Source organism: Pseudomonas sp. PAMC 26793 (genome assembly GCF_000313235.1).
Lineage (GTDB): Bacteria > Pseudomonadota > Gammaproteobacteria > Pseudomonadales > Pseudomonadaceae > Aquipseudomonas > Aquipseudomonas yamanorum.
Map to the genome: position 1 here is coordinate 39,573 of NZ_AMXG01000035.1, position 13,420 is coordinate 52,992.

A 13,420-nucleotide genomic window follows, 5' to 3' on the forward strand; every position below is an offset into this window, starting at 1 on the left:
GGTGCCCCAGGGCGCTTTTTTTAAGCATGCAGTTGTCTAGACAAGATGAGCCGGTGTACCGCGAACTCGCCGACATCCTGCGCCGCGAACTGAGCAGCTACCAGGCCGGTGAATTCCTGCCGGGCGAGGTGCAGTTGGCTGAACGCTTCGGTGTCAACCGCCACACCCTGCGCCGCGCCATCGATGAGCTGGTGTTCGAAGGCAGCCTGTTGCGCCGCCAGGGCAAGGGCACCCAAGTGTTGGACCGCCCGCTGATTTACCCGATGGGGGCCGAGACCTCCTACAGCCAGTCGTTGTCGGCCCAAGGCGTGGGCGTGGAAGCGATGCTGCTCAAGCGTCGCTACTGCTTCGCCAGCCGCGAAGAGGCGCAGCAATTGGGCATCGCCGAGATGGCGCCAATGATCGAGCTGCAGACCCTGCGCAAGCTCGACCACCAGCCGGTCAGCCTGATCCGCCATCGTTACTGCGCCAGCCATGCACCGTTGCTGGCGGATTACAACGGCGGCTCCCTGCGCCAGTACCTGCGTGAACGCGACCTGCCGTTGACCCGCACCCAGAGCCTGATCGGCGCGCGTTTGCCCAACCGCGACGAAGCCGCACTGCTGATGATGCCCCGGCACTTGCCGGCGCTGACTGTATTCACCCTTTCCCGCGATCGCGACGGCCGCCCGGTGGAGCTGGCGCAGTCCACCAGCCGCTCGGATCGCTTCCAGTACCAAGTGGTGACCTGATGGAGACCTCGATGAACCTGTCCCCGCGTCAACACTGGATCGGCGTGCTCGCCCGCGCCTTTCGCAGTGAATTGCTGCCCCATGAAGACGCCCTGCGCGACGTGGATTACCAACTGATCCGCGCCCCGGAAATCGGCATGACCCTGGTGCGCGGTCGCATGGGCGGCAATGGCGCGCCGTTCAACCTCGGCGAAATGAGCGTGACCCGCTGCGTGGTGCGCCTGGCGGACGGGCGCACCGGCTACAGCTACCTGGCCGGGCGCGACAAGGTCCATGCCGAACTGGCGGCCCTGGCGGATGCGCATTTGCAGGGCGCGCACCCGAGCCCCTGGCTCAGCGACCTGATCGGCTCACTGGCCAACGCCCAGGCCGAACGCCGGGCGCACAAAGAGGCCGACACCGCCGCCACCAAGGTCGAGTTCTTCACCCTGGTTCGAGGAGAAAACTGATGAATGCCCAACGCTTGCAACCGGCCTTTGTAGACCCGGTGCTGGGCGCCCAGCGCGGTTTTCGCGGCGCCCTCAAGGCCCTCGCCGAGCCCGGCCTGATCCAGTCCTTGCCCGCGGCCCCAAGCCTTGAAGGCCTGGCCCCCGCTACCTACGCGCTGTGCCTGGCGCTGCTGGATATGGACACGCCGCTGTGGCTGGCGCCGTGCTTCGACACACCGCTGATTCGCGCCAACCTGGCGTTCCACTGCGGCTGCCCGCTGACCGCCAACCGTGAAGAGGCCGCGTTCGCCTTGCTCGGTGAACAGGACTTGCTCGACCTCAGCGGCTTCGACCACGGCAATGACCGCTACCCCGATCAGTCCTGCACCTTGCTGGTCCAGTTGACCGACCTGGAAGCCGGTCGCGCCTTGAACTGGCGCGGTCCGGGGATCAAGACCCAGCGTCAGGTCAACCTGCCGGTGCCCCAGGCGTTCTGGCTTGAACGTCAACGCCGCGAGACGTTTCCCCGTGGCCTGGACATGTTGTTCGCCGCCGGCCATCACCTGATCGGCCTGCCACGCAGCACTCGAATTACACAGGAGCATGCCTGATGTACGTAGCCGTCAAGGGTGGCGAACAGGCCATCGACAATGCCCACCGCCTGCTGGCGAAAAAACGCCGGGGCGATACCTCCATTGCGGAACTGAGCGTGGAGCAGATCCGCGAGCAACTGCCTTTGGCGGTGGCGCGAGTGATGAGCGAAGGCTCGCTGTACGACACAGAGCTGGCTGCGCTGGCGATCAAGCAAGCGGCGGGAGATCTGGTGGAAGCGATCTTCCTGCTGCGGGCCTACCGCACGACGTTGCCGCGCTTCAGTCCGAGCCTACCGATCGATACTGCGCAGATGTCCCTGAGCCGGCGGTTGTCGGCCACCTTCAAGGACGTGCCGGGCGGGCAACTGCTGGGCCCGACTTTCGATTACACCCACCGTCTGCTGGACTTCGCGCTGCTGGCGGAAGGTGAATACCCGGGCCCGCAAACCACGCCGGAGGCTGCCCTTGAACCATGCCCTCGGGTACTCGGCTTGCTGGCCAAGGAAGGGCTGATCAAGAACGAATCCGACGACACCGGCAGCGTCGCCGACATCACCCGCGACCCGCTGGAATACCCGGCCAACCGTGCCCAGCGCCTGCAAGCCCTGGCCCGTGGCGACGAAGGTTTCCTGCTGGCGCTGGGTTACTCGACCCAACGCGGCTACGGCCGCAACCACCCGTTTGCCGGTGAGATTCGCATCGGTGACGTCGAGGTGTGGATCGACCCGCAAGAGTTGGGTTTCCCGATCTGCCTGGGCAGCATCGAAGTCACCGAGTGCGAGATGGTCAACCAGTTCGTCGGCTCGGCCACCGAGCTGGCGCAGTTCACCCGGGGCTACGGCCTGGCATTCGGGCATGCCGAGCGCAAGGCGATGGGCATGGCGCTGGTGGACCGCTCGCTGCGGGCCAATGAGTTCAACGAAGAGATCGTCTCGCCGGCCCAGCAGGAAGAATTCGTGCTGTCCCACTGCGACAACGTCGAGGCGGCGGGCTTCGTTTCCCACCTTAAATTGCCTCACTACGTGGACTTCCAGTCCGAGCTGGAATTGATCCGCAAACTGCGCCAACCGGCCGAGGGCACGCGCCATGAATGACCTGACCCAAACACCTGCCCGTGACCCTGCGTACAACTTCGCCTACCTCGACGAGCAGACCAAACGCATGATCCGCCGCGCCTTGCTCAAGGCCGTGGCGATCCCCGGTTACCAGGTGCCGTTCGGTGGCCGCGAGATGCCGCTGCCTTACGGTTGGGGCACCGGCGGCATGCAGCTGACCGCCGCGATCCTGGGGGCTGACGACGTGCTCAAGGTCATCGACCAGGGCGCCGACGACACCACCAACGCCGTGTCGATCCGCCGCTTTTTCGCGCGCACCGCCGGCGTCGCCACCACTGAAAGCACCCCGGACGCCACGGTGATCCAGACCCGCCACCGTGTCCCGGAAACTCCGTTGCACGCGGACCAGATCATGGTCTACCAGGTGCCGATCCCGGAGCCGCTGCGCTTTATCGAGCCGTCGGAAACCGAGACCCGCACCATGCACGCCCTGAATGACTACGGGGTGATGCACGTAAAACTTTACGAGGACATCGCCACCTTCGGCCATATCGCCACCAGCTACGCCTACCCGGTGATGGTGGATGAGCGCTACGTGATGGACCCCTCGCCGATCCCGAAATTCGACAACCCGAAACTCGACATGAGCCCGGCGCTGATGCTGTTCGGTGCCGGTCGCGAAAAGCGTCTGTACGCGGTGCCGCCGTACACCCAGGTCACCAGCCTGGACTTTGAAGACCACCCGTTCGAAGTGCAGAAGTGGGAACACAACTGCGCCATCTGCGGCAGCCATGAATCGTTCCTCGATGAGCTGATTCTGGACGATGCCGGTACCCAGAGTTTTGTGTGTTCCGACACCTGGTATTGCGCCCAACGGGTCAAGGAGAACAACCAGTGAGCCAGCCTCTTTTGCAAGTGCGTGACCTGTCGTTGTTATACGGCGAAGAGAAGGGCTGCCAGGACGTCAGCTTCGATTTGTACCCCGGCGAGGTGCTGGGGATTGTTGGCGAATCCGGCTCGGGCAAGTCCACTTTGCTCTCGTTGCTCAGCGGACGTTTGCCGCCGCAGGCCGGGAACATCGGCTATCGCGGCAAGGACGGCGAGTGGCTGGATCTGTACAGCGCTAGCGAAGCCGAACGCCGCACCTTGCTGCGCACCGAGTGGGGCTTTGTCGAGCAAAACCCACGGGACGGTTTGCGCATGGGCGTGTCGGCCGGCGCCAACATCGGCGAGCGCTTGATGGCTCAAGGCGTGCGCAACTATGAGCAACTGCGTGGCGCCGGCCTCGACTGGCTCGGCCAGGTAGAAATCGACCCGCAGCGCATCGACGACTTGCCCCGGACCTTTTCCGGCGGCATGCAACAGCGCCTGCAAATCGCCCGCAACCTGGTCTCCAGTCCGCGCCTTGTGTTTATGGACGAACCCACTGGCGGCCTGGATGTATCGGTACAGGCGCGCTTGCTCGACCTGCTGCGTGGTCTCGTTCGCGAGCTGGACCTGGCGGTGGTGATCGTGACCCACGACCTCGCCGTGGCACGCCTGCTGGCCGACCGCCTGATGGTGATGCGCCGTTCCCGGGTGGTGGAAACCGGCCTGACGGACCAGATCCTCGACGATCCACAGCACCCTTACTCTCAACTGCTGGTGTCTTCGGTATTGCAGCCATGATGAATGCCTTGATCGAGGTCCGTGACCTCTCGAAAACCTTCACCCTGCACCAGCAGAACGGCGTGGTGCTGAACGTGCTGCGCGCAGTGGAATTCAGCGTAAAAGGCGGTGAATGCCTGGTGCTGCATGGGCAGTCCGGCGCCGGTAAAAGTACGCTGCTGCGCACCTTGTACGGCAACTATTTACCGGCAGGCGGCAGCATTCGTGTGCAGCACCTCGGCGAATGGCTGGAGCTGGTCGGTGCCGAGCCTCGGGAGGTGTTGCAAGTGCGCCAGCAGACCCTGGGCTACGTCAGCCAGTTTCTGCGGGTGATCCCGCGCGTGGCCTGCCTGGATGTGGTGATGGAGCCCGCCCTGGCCCGTGGCTGGTCGAAGGCCAATGCACAGTCCCGCGCCGAGCATCTGCTGACCCGCCTGAACATTCCCCAGCGCCTATGGCAGTTGGCACCCGGCACGTTCTCCGGCGGCGAGCAGCAGCGGGTCAACATCGCCCGCGGCTTTATGGTGGACTGGCCGGTGATGCTGCTGGACGAACCCACCGCGTCCCTCGACGACAGCAACCGCCAGGTGGTGCTGGAACTGATGAACGAAGCCAAGGCCGGCGGTGCCGCACTGATCGGCATCTTCCACGACCGCGCCGCCCGTGAAGCGGTCGCCGACCGCCATTTCGACATGACTCCCGCGCCCGTTGCCCAAGAGGAATACGCCCATGCCCGCTGAACAGATCCTCAGTAATGCCCGGCTGGTGACGGCGGATCGCATGTTCCTTGGCAGCGTAGTGCTGCGGGACGGACGGATCGTCGACATCGCCGAAGGCCGCAGCCAGTTGCCCCAGGCCCAGGACCTCGACGGTGATTTCCTGCTGCCGGGGCTGGTGGAACTGCACACCGACAACCTGGAAAAACACATGACCCCGCGCCCCGGCGTGGACTGGCCGTCGACCTCGGCGGTGCTCAGCCATGACGCGCAAATCATCGCGGCCGGCATCACCACGGTATTCGACGCGGTGTCCATCGGCGACGTGAACCCCAAGGGCAACCGCATGCAAAAACTGCCGGCGATGCTCAATGCCATCGTCTCGGCAGAAAGCGCCGGCCTGACCCGCGCCGAACACCGCCTGCACCTGCGCTGCGAGCTGTGCCACCCCGACACCTTGAGCGTGTTCCGCGACCTGGTGGAAAACCCGCTGGTGCAGTTGGTGTCGGTGATGGACCACTCGCCGGGCCAGCGCCAGTTCGTGCTCGAATCCAAGTACCGTGAGTACTACATGGGCAAGTACCACCTGAACGACGAGACCATGGACGCGTTCATCAAGCTGCAGATGGCCAACTCGAAGGAATACAGCGACCGCTACCGCGCCGCTATCGTCGAGCATTGCCTGGCGCGAGGCTTGTCCGTGGCCAGCCATGACGATGCAACGCTGGCGCATGTGGAGGAGTCGGCGCGCTATGGCATGACCATCGCCGAATTCCCCACCACCCTGGAAGCGGCACGTGGCTGCCAGCAACTGAACATGAAAGTTCTGATGGGCGCGCCGAACGTGGTGCGTGGCGGGTCCCACTCGGGTAATGTGGCCGCCGCCGGCCTGGCTGCCGAAGGATTGCTGGATATACTTTCCAGTGACTACTACCCGGCCAGCCTGCTGCAGGCGGCGTTCGTGCTGGCCGATCAACAGGACGGCGGCGACCTCTCCCGTGCGGTCAAGATGATCAGCCTGGCACCCGCACACGCGGCGGGCCTGAGTGATCGCGGCGAAATCGCTGTCGGTCTGCGGGCCGACCTGGTGCAAGCCAAAAAAAGCCGCGACGGACTGCCCGTGGTCCAACAAGTCTGGCGACAAGCGAAGAGGGTGTTTTGATGGCAGGCAGGTTGATCTATCTCATCGGACCGTCGGGTTCGGGCAAGGACAGCCTGCTGGATGCCGCACGCCCGCGTTTGGCCGAGCGTGGCTGCCGCATTGTGCGGCGGGTTATCACCCGTTCGGCGGAAGCGGTGGGCGAAGCCGCGCAGGGCGTGAGCCCCGGGCAGTTTGCCGCGATGGAAGCTGAGGGCGCGTTTGCCCTCCGTTGGCACGCCAATGGGTTGTCCTATGGCATCCCTCGGGAAATCGATGGGTGGCTGGCGGCGGGAGATGACGTGCTGGTCAACGGTTCTCGCGGCCACCTGGCGCAAACCCGCTTGCGTTACCCGAACCTGCTGGTGGTTTTGCTGACGGTGGATCAAGGCGTGTTGCGCCAGCGTTTGCTGGCGCGGGGCCGCGAATCCGTGGTGGAGATAGATCAGCGGCTGGCACGCAATGCGCGATTCGCTGAAGGTTTGAGCACGGCACCGGATGTGTTCCTGCTGGACAACTCCGGCCAACTGGAACATACGGTCGAGCGCCTGCTGGGCTGCCTCGGCGGGCAACCGGCATGCGCCTGACCCTGCTGGGCACCGGCGATGCGCGGCAAGTCCCGGTGTATGGCTGTGAGTGCGCGGCCTGTGATTTGGCCCGCCGTGACGAGAGCCTGCGGCGTCGCCCATGCAGCGCGTTGATCGAGTGCGGCGACCAGCGCTGGCTGATCGACAGCGGGTTGCCGGACCTCACCGAACGCTTCCCGCCCCGCAGTTTCAACGGGATTCTCCAGACCCACTACCACGCCGATCATGCGCAAGGCCTGCTGCATTTGCGTTGGGGGCAAGGGCTGGTGATTCCGGTGCATGGTCCGGTGGATCCGGAAGGGTTGTCCGACCTGTACAAGCACCCCGGCATCCTCGATTTCAGCCAGCCGTTTGCCGAGTTTGAAACCCGCCGGTTGGGTGAGCTGAGCGTCACTGCGCTGCCGTTGGTGCATTCCAAACCCACCTTGGGTTATCTGCTGGAAGGCGAAGGGCGGCGCATCGCCTACCTCACCGACACCGTTGGCCTGCCACCGGCTACCCGTGACTGGCTGCTGCGTGAACCGCTGGATGTGCTGGTGCTGGACTGCTCCATGCCGCCGCAACCCCAGGCACCTCGCAATCACAATGACCTGACGTTGGCGTTGCAGTGCATTGATGAGGTGAAGGCCGAGTTGGGCGTGCTGACCCATGTGGGGCACACGCTGGATGCGTGGTTGTTGCAGCATCGGCGGGAGTTGCCGCGCCATGTGACGGTAGGCTGGGATGGGCGGGTGGTTTAGCGGCTGAACACGCCCTCCACGTACTCGATAAACGCCCGGGCCTTGGCGCTGGCCATCCGGCCTGTCGGTGTTACTGCCCACAAGTCCCGGGGCGGTAGTTCCCAGTCGGTCAGCACCGCCTTGACCTCGCCACTGGCGATCTCCGGGGCGAACATCCATTCGGCGGTCATGGCCACCCCATGGTGGGCGAGGACACCTGCGCGAATGCCCTCGGATGACGTAACGCGCAGGCGTCCGTCGGCGACGATGGGGTATTGATGAGCACCTTGGCTGAAGGGCCAGCAGGTGCTTTCGCTCAAGCTATAGATCACCGCCTGGTGGTGCAGCAGATCTGCCGGGGTGTGGGGCTCGCCGTAACGTTCGAAGTAGGCCGGGGTGCCGAACACCCGGCTGGGGCTTTGGCCGATCTTGCGGGCAGTGAGGCCGGAGTCACTCAGGTTGCCGATGCGCAGGGCGACGTCGATACCTTCTTCCACCAGGTTGAGGAGGCGGTCGTCGAGTACCACGTCCACATTCAAACCGGGGTGCTGCTCCAGGAACGGGCCCAGGTTGGGAATGATGTGCAAGCGGGACAAGGTCACGCCGGCGCTGATACGCAAGTTGCCCGACAGGCCGTTGCCGGCGCCCCGGGCGGCGTCGTCGGCACCGTTGGCTTCGTCGACCGCGCGCTTGGCCTTTTTAAAAAATACCAGGCCGGCCTCGGTGGGCGTCAGGCCCCGGGTGGAGCGCATCAGCAAGCTGACCGCCAACCGGGCTTCCAGTTGCGCAATGCCTTTGGAAACGGCAGGCTGGCCGATTCCCATACGTTTTGCGGCAGCGGAAAACGAGCCGGTCTCGACGACGTGGACGAAGGTTTCCATGGCAGTGAGGCGGTCCATCGGGTGTCCTTGTGGCGTGGCGTTTCGAGAATCATGGGGCCTTTAGGAAAAGCGTGGAAGTCAATTCGGGGGCATAGAATTTATTCCTTAAAGGAATAAATTCGTTGTTTTTCCAACATCCGGTCAAACAGCCGCCAGTCAGCCTGATGAATTCTGTGCTTGAGTAAAGATAACTCTGGAGCTACCTTTATTCGAGCCGGAGCAAGGAGGCTGTGGTGCAAAGCAGGCTATTGATCAAAGAGCTGCAAGAGGCAGGTTGGGTGCTGGATCGGGTGACGGGCAGCCATCATCTTTTCACCCATCGCTATAACCCGTACACGATACCGGTGCCCCATCCCAAGAAGGATCTGCCCATGGGCACCGTGCGAAGTATCAGGAAACGTGCCGGGCTGTTTTCGTTTTAGGACGGTTTAAGGAGATTTTCCATGCAATATCCAATCTGTATCGAATGGGGCGATGACTTTGTCGCCACCGGTATCCAGATCCCCGACATTCCAGGTGCGGTGACCGCCGGGGACAGTTTTGAAGAGGCTTACAACGCGGCGGTTGAAGTGGCGCACATCATGCTGCAAGAGATCGCCGCAGAAGGCCGGGTGATTCCGATGCCAACGTCGGTGGCCGCCCATCACGATAATGAGGATTACGCCGGCATGGGCTGGGGGATGTTGGAGCTCGACATCTCGCCGTATCTGGGCAAGACCGAGAAGGTCAATGTGACCTTGCCCGGCTATGTGATCCAGCGCATCGACCGTTATGTGCGGGAGCACAAAGTAAAAAGCCGCTCGTCATTTCTGGCGGATGCGGCTCTGGAGAAGTTGGTGCGGTTGTAATCAGGCAGTTGCTACCGCCCCTTGCCGCGAGGCACTCAGGAAGCGCAACAAGGCCACCAGCGGGAAGGCGCTGCCTACCAGCATCACCCCCAGCCAGCCGCCATGTTCATACACGCTGCTGGCAATCGCCGAGCCGAAGGCGCCGCCGATGAAGATGCTGGTCATGTACAGCGCGTTCAGGCGGCTGCGGCTGTTGGCGTCTAGGGCGTAGATGGCACGTTGGCCGAGGACCATGTTCATCTGCACGCAGAAGTCCAGGACCACGCCGGTCACCGCCAGGCCAATCACGCTGTACAGCGGGTGCACGAAGGCCGGCAGGAAACTCAGCGCAGCAAACAGCATCGCCAGCAGTGAGGCGCGGTGAGTGTGGCCGGCATCCGCCAGGCGCCCGGCGATGGGGGCGGCGATGGCGCCCAGGGCACCGACCAGGGCAAACAGGGCAATCTGGCTTTGGCTCAGGCCATGGTTGCGGGACAGTTCAAGTGGGGCGGCGGTCCAGAACAGGCTGAAGGTGGCGAACATGCAGCCCTGGTAAAACGCCCGCTGGCGCAGTACCGGCTGGCGGCGCAGCAAGGTGCCCAGGGAGCCCAGCAACTGGCCATAGCTGGCGGCGTGATCGGGTTGGCGCTTGGGGATGGTCAGCATCAGCACCACGCTGATAAACGCCATCAGTGCCGCGGCAGCCATGAACATGGCGCGCCAGCCGAAGTGGTCGGCCACCACGCTGGACACCGGCCGGGCCAGCAGGATACCCAGCAGCAAGCCGCCCATGATGCTGCCGACCACCCGGCCACGGGATTCGGCCGGCGCCAGGTGCGCCGCCAGCGGAATCAGGATCTGTACCGACACCGAGCTGAAACCGATCAGCAGCGACACCAGCAGGAACAGGTTCGGCTGTTCGGTGAACGCCGCACCCAGCAGGCTGGCGATGGCCACTACGGTGGTGATGATCATCAGCCGGCGGTTTTCCAGCAGGTCGCCCAACGGCACCAGGAAGAACAGGCCCAGGGCATAGCCGATCTGGGTCAGGGACACGATCAGGCTGGCCATGGCCGGCGTGAGGCCGATGTCCGGGGCGATCAGTTCGATGATCGGTTGCGCGTAGTAGATGTTGGCGACGATGGCGCCGCAACAGAACGCAAACAGCATCACCATGCCTCGGGTCATGGTGTTTGTAGCGTGGGGCGTAGCGTTCATGGTGTTCTCATAAAAGCGAAGGAAAGAGGCGAGCGAGAATAATGATTGAGCCGGAGCGGGAGTAGCCCGTCTGCGGTGATAACACTCATGCCGGGAATTAATGACTGAAACGTTAACTTTTGGGCTGAAGGTCGATGATACATTCAGTCACAACTGCATAAACAGGAAATCCACTGCCATGAAGACGACATTCAACAAGATGCTCCTGGCCTCAAGCCTGGCCGCGCTGATGACCGTGGGCGTTGCCCAGGCCGCGGATGCCCCGCGTGTTGGCGTACGGGGTGCGATTACCGCGATGGACGGCGACGCGATGCACGTCAAGGTCAACAGCGGTGAAGACGTCACCGTGCACCTGACCAAGGACACGCTGGTGCGTGCAGTCACCTTGGCCAAGATCGAAGACATCAAGCCTGGCAGCTACATCGGCTCGGCGGCCATGCCGAACGCGGATGGCACCCTGACGGCGCTGGAAGTGCATGTATTCCCACCGGCCATGGCGGGTACCGGCGACGGGCATCGGGCGTTCGACCTGAAGGAAGGCAGCAGCATGACCAACGGTACCGTGGGTGACCTGGTGGTGAGCAAGGGCCGGACGTTGACCGTCAAGTACAAGGGCGGCGAGCAGAAGATCGTAGTGCCGGATGATGTGCCCATCGTCAACCTGGAGCCGGGTGATCGCAGTTTGCTGAAGCCGGGGGTGAAAGTGGTGATGTTTGCGGCGAAGGGCGAGGATGGGAGCGTGACGGCCCAGGCGATTTCTGCGGGCAAGGATGGCGTGACGCCACCGATGTAACAGCTCAACACTGAAACAAATGTGGGAGCGGGCTTGCTCGCGAATGCGGTGTGACAGTCACCGGATGTACCGACTGATCCACCGCATTCGCGAGCAAGCCCGCTCCCACATTTTTGACCGGGTTTCTCCAGTTAGAGCTGTTTACTGGCCGGAATAGATCTGGTCAAAAACCCCACCATCATTGAAGTGGGTCTTCTGCACGGTGCGCCAGTCACCAAAGGTTTTCTCTACCGACAGGAAGTCGACTTTCGGGAAGCGGTCGGTGTACTTGGCCAGCACTTTCGGGTCACGTGGACGCAGGTAGTTGTTGGCGGCAATTTCCTGGCCTTCCGGCGACCACAGGTACTTCAGGTATTCCTCGGCAGCCGCTTTGGTGCCTTTCTTCTCGACCACTTTGTCGACGATCGACACCGGCGGCTCAGCTTCTGCGGAAACGCTCGGGTAGATCACTTCGAACTGATCACGGCCGAATTCACGGGCAATCATTTCTGCTTCGTTCTCAAAGGTCACCAGCACATCGCCGATCTGGTTGGTCATGAACGTGGTAGTCGCCGCACGGCCACCGGTGTCCAGCACGGGTGCGTGCTTGAACAGGTCACCGACAAACTGCTTGGCCTTCTCCTCGTCGCCGCCGTTCTTCAGCACATAACCCCAGGCCGACAGGTAGGTATAGCGGCCGTTACCGGAGGTCTTCGGGTTCGGCACGATGACTTGTACGCCGTCCTTGAGCAGATCCGGCCAGTCTTTCAGGGCTTTCGGGTTGCCTTTACGTACGATGAACACCGTGGCCGAGGTGAAGGGCGCGCTGTTGTTCGGCAGGCGGGTGACCCAGTTGTCGGGCACCAGCTTGCCGTTATCAGCCAGGGCGTTGATGTCGGTGGCCATGTTCATGGTGATCACGTCAGCCGGCAGGCCGTCGATTACCGAGCGCGCCTGTTTGCTCGAACCACCGAAGGACATCTGCAGGGTCAGCTTGTCGGCCGGGTGCTCGGCGGCCCAGTGCTTCTGGAAGGCGGCGTTGTAGTCTTTATAGAAGTCGCGCATCACGTCGTAGGAGACGTTGAGCAGGGTGACCGGGGCGGCCTGGACGACGCCAGCCAGTGCAAGACCGGCAGCCAGGAGAGAAGCACTAACGAGTTTTTTCACTGCTCATTCCTTGTTGTTCGAGAAGGTTTTGAAACACATGGGGGCAATATGCCAGCGACTATAACGGGGGGCGCATAGTCGCTTAAAGATTAAAAAGAACTTTGCTTATTCCACTTTCTTGAAAAGCCCATTGCCACAGCGCGAGCAAAACGCGGCGTTTGGCTCATGGCTGTTTTTCTTGCACACCGGGCAATCGGTTTGCAGCATTTCGCCACGCATGGCGTTGGCCAGTTCGGCGGTGAAGATCCCGGTAGGCACGGCGATGATCGAGTAACCGGTGATCATCACCAGCGACGAAATCACCTGGCCCAGCGGGGTCTTCGGCACGATATCGCCAAAACCCACGGTGGTCAGGGTCACGATCGCCCAATAGATGCCCTTGGGAATGCTGGTAAAGCCGTGTTCCGGGCCTTCGATTACGTACATCAAGGTGCCGAACACCGTGACCAGGGTGCAGACGCTCAGCAGGAACACCACGATCTTCTGCTTGCTGCCCCGCAGCGCCGACATCAGGTAGTTGGCCTGCTTGAGATACGGGCCGAGCTTGAGCACCCGGAAGATCCGCAGCATCCGAATGATCCGGATGATCAACAGGTACTGCGCATCGCTGTAATACAGGGCCAGGATCCCCGGCACGATGGCCAGCAAATCCACCAGCCCATAAAAGCTGAAGGCATAGCGCAACGGCTTGGGCGAGCAATACAGCCGCAGGCCGTACTCGATGGCGAAGATGATGGTGAAGCCCCACTCGATATAGGCCAGCACGTTGGCGTAGTTGTCGTGGACCGCCTGGATGCTGTCGAGGATCACGATCACCAGGCTGGCGAGAATGATCAGCAGCAGGGTGCTGTCGAAGCGCCGGCCGGCCGGGGTGTCGCTTTGGAACACCATGACGTAGAGACGTTCACGCCAGTGTTTATTGCTGTCCATGGAAGTCGCCT

At 62.6% G+C, this 13,420-nt stretch carries 17 protein-coding genes; 13 read left to right on the forward strand and 4 right to left on the reverse strand.

Going from position 1 to position 13,420, the window contains the following annotated elements; all coding sequences use genetic code 11:
* Positions 1-26: 26 nt before the first annotated feature.
* The 10 genes from phnF to phnP are packed head-to-tail and all read left to right on the forward strand — an operon-like array spanning position 27 to position 7,635.
* The gene (phnF, locus tag D109_RS0114235; RefSeq protein ID WP_166742177.1) at positions 27-731 is read left to right on the forward strand and encodes a phosphonate metabolism transcriptional regulator PhnF; all 705 of its coding nucleotides are present in this window, start codon (positions 27-29) and stop codon (positions 729-731) included.
* 11 nt (positions 732-742) lie between these two features.
* Positions 743-1,180: a phosphonate C-P lyase system protein PhnG gene (phnG, locus tag D109_RS0114240; protein ID WP_017477491.1), complete on the forward strand. Its 438-nt coding sequence runs from the start codon at positions 743-745 to the stop codon at positions 1,178-1,180.
* Positions 1,180-1,770, forward strand: coding sequence for a phosphonate C-P lyase system protein PhnH (gene phnH / locus D109_RS0114245; RefSeq protein WP_017477492.1), 591 nt, complete (start codon positions 1,180-1,182; stop codon positions 1,768-1,770). Before phnG ends, phnH begins: the two co-directional genes overlap by 1 nt.
* Positions 1,770-2,846: a carbon-phosphorus lyase complex subunit PhnI gene (locus tag D109_RS0114250; RefSeq protein ID WP_017477493.1), complete on the forward strand. Its 1,077-nt coding sequence runs from the start codon at positions 1,770-1,772 to the stop codon at positions 2,844-2,846. The genes phnH and D109_RS0114250 overlap by 1 nt, the downstream gene beginning before the upstream one ends.
* Positions 2,839-3,705 carry an alpha-D-ribose 1-methylphosphonate 5-phosphate C-P-lyase PhnJ gene (locus D109_RS0114255; RefSeq protein ID WP_017477494.1) on the forward strand — a complete coding sequence of 289 codons (867 nt, stop codon included), beginning with the start codon at positions 2,839-2,841 and terminating at the stop codon, positions 3,703-3,705. The genes D109_RS0114250 and D109_RS0114255 overlap by 8 nt, the downstream gene beginning before the upstream one ends.
* The gene (gene phnK / locus D109_RS0114260; RefSeq protein ID WP_085988730.1) at positions 3,666-4,475 is read left to right on the forward strand and encodes a phosphonate C-P lyase system protein PhnK; all 810 of its coding nucleotides are present in this window, start codon (positions 3,666-3,668) and stop codon (positions 4,473-4,475) included. The genes D109_RS0114255 and phnK overlap by 40 nt, the downstream gene beginning before the upstream one ends.
* Positions 4,475-5,194: a phosphonate C-P lyase system protein PhnL gene (gene phnL / locus D109_RS0114265; protein WP_017477496.1), complete on the forward strand. Its 720-nt coding sequence runs from the start codon at positions 4,475-4,477 to the stop codon at positions 5,192-5,194. Before phnK ends, phnL begins: the two co-directional genes overlap by 1 nt.
* Complete coding sequence (locus D109_RS0114270) at positions 5,184-6,332, forward strand: alpha-D-ribose 1-methylphosphonate 5-triphosphate diphosphatase (RefSeq protein WP_017477497.1); 1,149 nt, start codon at positions 5,184-5,186, stop codon at positions 6,330-6,332. Before phnL ends, D109_RS0114270 begins: the two co-directional genes overlap by 11 nt.
* A complete protein-coding gene (gene phnN / locus D109_RS0114275) occupies positions 6,332-6,895 on the forward strand; it encodes a phosphonate metabolism protein/1,5-bisphosphokinase (PRPP-forming) PhnN (protein ID WP_017477498.1) in 564 nt (187 codons plus the stop codon). The genes D109_RS0114270 and phnN overlap by 1 nt, the downstream gene beginning before the upstream one ends.
* Complete coding sequence (phnP, locus tag D109_RS0114280; RefSeq protein ID WP_017477499.1) at positions 6,886-7,635, forward strand: phosphonate metabolism protein PhnP; 750 nt, start codon at positions 6,886-6,888, stop codon at positions 7,633-7,635. The genes phnN and phnP overlap by 10 nt, the downstream gene beginning before the upstream one ends.
* On the opposite strand, the gene D109_RS0114285 is transcribed toward phnP, so the two are convergent.
* A complete protein-coding gene (locus D109_RS0114285) occupies positions 7,632-8,513 on the reverse strand; it encodes a LysR family transcriptional regulator (RefSeq protein WP_017477500.1) in 882 nt (293 codons plus the stop codon). The genes phnP and D109_RS0114285 overlap by 4 nt on opposite strands.
* Positions 8,514-8,728: 215 nt before the next feature.
* Here D109_RS0114285 and D109_RS0114290 point away from each other — a divergent pair, with 215 nt between their 5' ends.
* Both D109_RS0114290 and D109_RS0114295 read left to right on the forward strand, forming a co-directional pair.
* Positions 8,729-8,917: a type II toxin-antitoxin system HicA family toxin gene (locus tag D109_RS0114290; RefSeq protein WP_026077965.1), complete on the forward strand. Its 189-nt coding sequence runs from the start codon at positions 8,729-8,731 to the stop codon at positions 8,915-8,917.
* Between the two features lie 21 nt (positions 8,918-8,938).
* On the forward strand, positions 8,939-9,343 hold the full coding sequence (locus D109_RS0114295) for a type II toxin-antitoxin system HicB family antitoxin (protein WP_017477502.1): 405 nt from the start codon (positions 8,939-8,941) through the stop codon (positions 9,341-9,343).
* On the opposite strand, the gene D109_RS0114300 is transcribed toward D109_RS0114295, so the two are convergent.
* Positions 9,344-10,540 carry an MFS transporter gene (locus tag D109_RS0114300; RefSeq protein ID WP_026077966.1) on the reverse strand — a complete coding sequence of 399 codons (1,197 nt, stop codon included), beginning with the start codon at positions 10,538-10,540 and terminating at the stop codon, positions 9,344-9,346.
* Positions 10,541-10,718: 178 nt separating this feature from the next.
* Here D109_RS0114300 and D109_RS0114305 point away from each other — a divergent pair, with 178 nt between their 5' ends.
* Positions 10,719-11,333 carry a DUF5666 domain-containing protein gene (locus D109_RS0114305; protein ID WP_017477504.1) on the forward strand — a complete coding sequence of 205 codons (615 nt, stop codon included), beginning with the start codon at positions 10,719-10,721 and terminating at the stop codon, positions 11,331-11,333.
* A gap of 141 nt (positions 11,334-11,474) precedes the next feature.
* Here the strand turns inward: D109_RS0114305 and D109_RS0114310 are convergent, their stop codons facing one another.
* Positions 11,475-12,479 carry a sulfate ABC transporter substrate-binding protein gene (locus D109_RS0114310; protein WP_017477505.1) on the reverse strand — a complete coding sequence of 335 codons (1,005 nt, stop codon included), beginning with the start codon at positions 12,477-12,479 and terminating at the stop codon, positions 11,475-11,477.
* A gap of 105 nt (positions 12,480-12,584) precedes the next feature.
* On the reverse strand, positions 12,585-13,409 hold the full coding sequence (locus D109_RS0114315) for an ion transporter (protein ID WP_017477506.1): 825 nt from the start codon (positions 13,407-13,409) through the stop codon (positions 12,585-12,587).
* Positions 13,410-13,420 lie beyond the last annotated feature (11 nt).

Coding starts and splice junctions, on each gene's coding strand:
- D109_RS0114300 (WP_026077966.1), bottom strand. CDS start 10,540: ATGAACGCTACGCCCCACGCTACAAACACCATGACCCGAGGCATGGTG.
- D109_RS0114285 (WP_017477500.1), bottom strand. CDS start 8,513: ATGGACCGCCTCACTGCCATGGAAACCTTCGTCCACGTCGTCGAGACC.
- D109_RS0114255 (WP_017477494.1), top strand. CDS start 2,839: ATGAATGACCTGACCCAAACACCTGCCCGTGACCCTGCGTACAACTTC.
- D109_RS0114250 (WP_017477493.1), top strand. CDS start 1,770: ATGTACGTAGCCGTCAAGGGTGGCGAACAGGCCATCGACAATGCCCAC.
- phnH (WP_017477492.1), top strand. CDS start 1,180: ATGAATGCCCAACGCTTGCAACCGGCCTTTGTAGACCCGGTGCTGGGC.
- D109_RS0114295 (WP_017477502.1), top strand. CDS start 8,939: ATGCAATATCCAATCTGTATCGAATGGGGCGATGACTTTGTCGCCACC.
- phnN (WP_017477498.1), top strand. CDS start 6,332: ATGGCAGGCAGGTTGATCTATCTCATCGGACCGTCGGGTTCGGGCAAG.
- D109_RS0114270 (WP_017477497.1), top strand. CDS start 5,184: ATGCCCGCTGAACAGATCCTCAGTAATGCCCGGCTGGTGACGGCGGAT.
- phnF (WP_166742177.1), top strand. CDS start 27: ATGCAGTTGTCTAGACAAGATGAGCCGGTGTACCGCGAACTCGCCGAC.
- D109_RS0114305 (WP_017477504.1), top strand. CDS start 10,719: ATGAAGACGACATTCAACAAGATGCTCCTGGCCTCAAGCCTGGCCGCG.
- phnL (WP_017477496.1), top strand. CDS start 4,475: ATGAATGCCTTGATCGAGGTCCGTGACCTCTCGAAAACCTTCACCCTG.
- phnP (WP_017477499.1), top strand. CDS start 6,886: ATGCGCCTGACCCTGCTGGGCACCGGCGATGCGCGGCAAGTCCCGGTG.
- phnG (WP_017477491.1), top strand. CDS start 743: ATGAACCTGTCCCCGCGTCAACACTGGATCGGCGTGCTCGCCCGCGCC.
- D109_RS0114315 (WP_017477506.1), bottom strand. CDS start 13,409: ATGGACAGCAATAAACACTGGCGTGAACGTCTCTACGTCATGGTGTTC.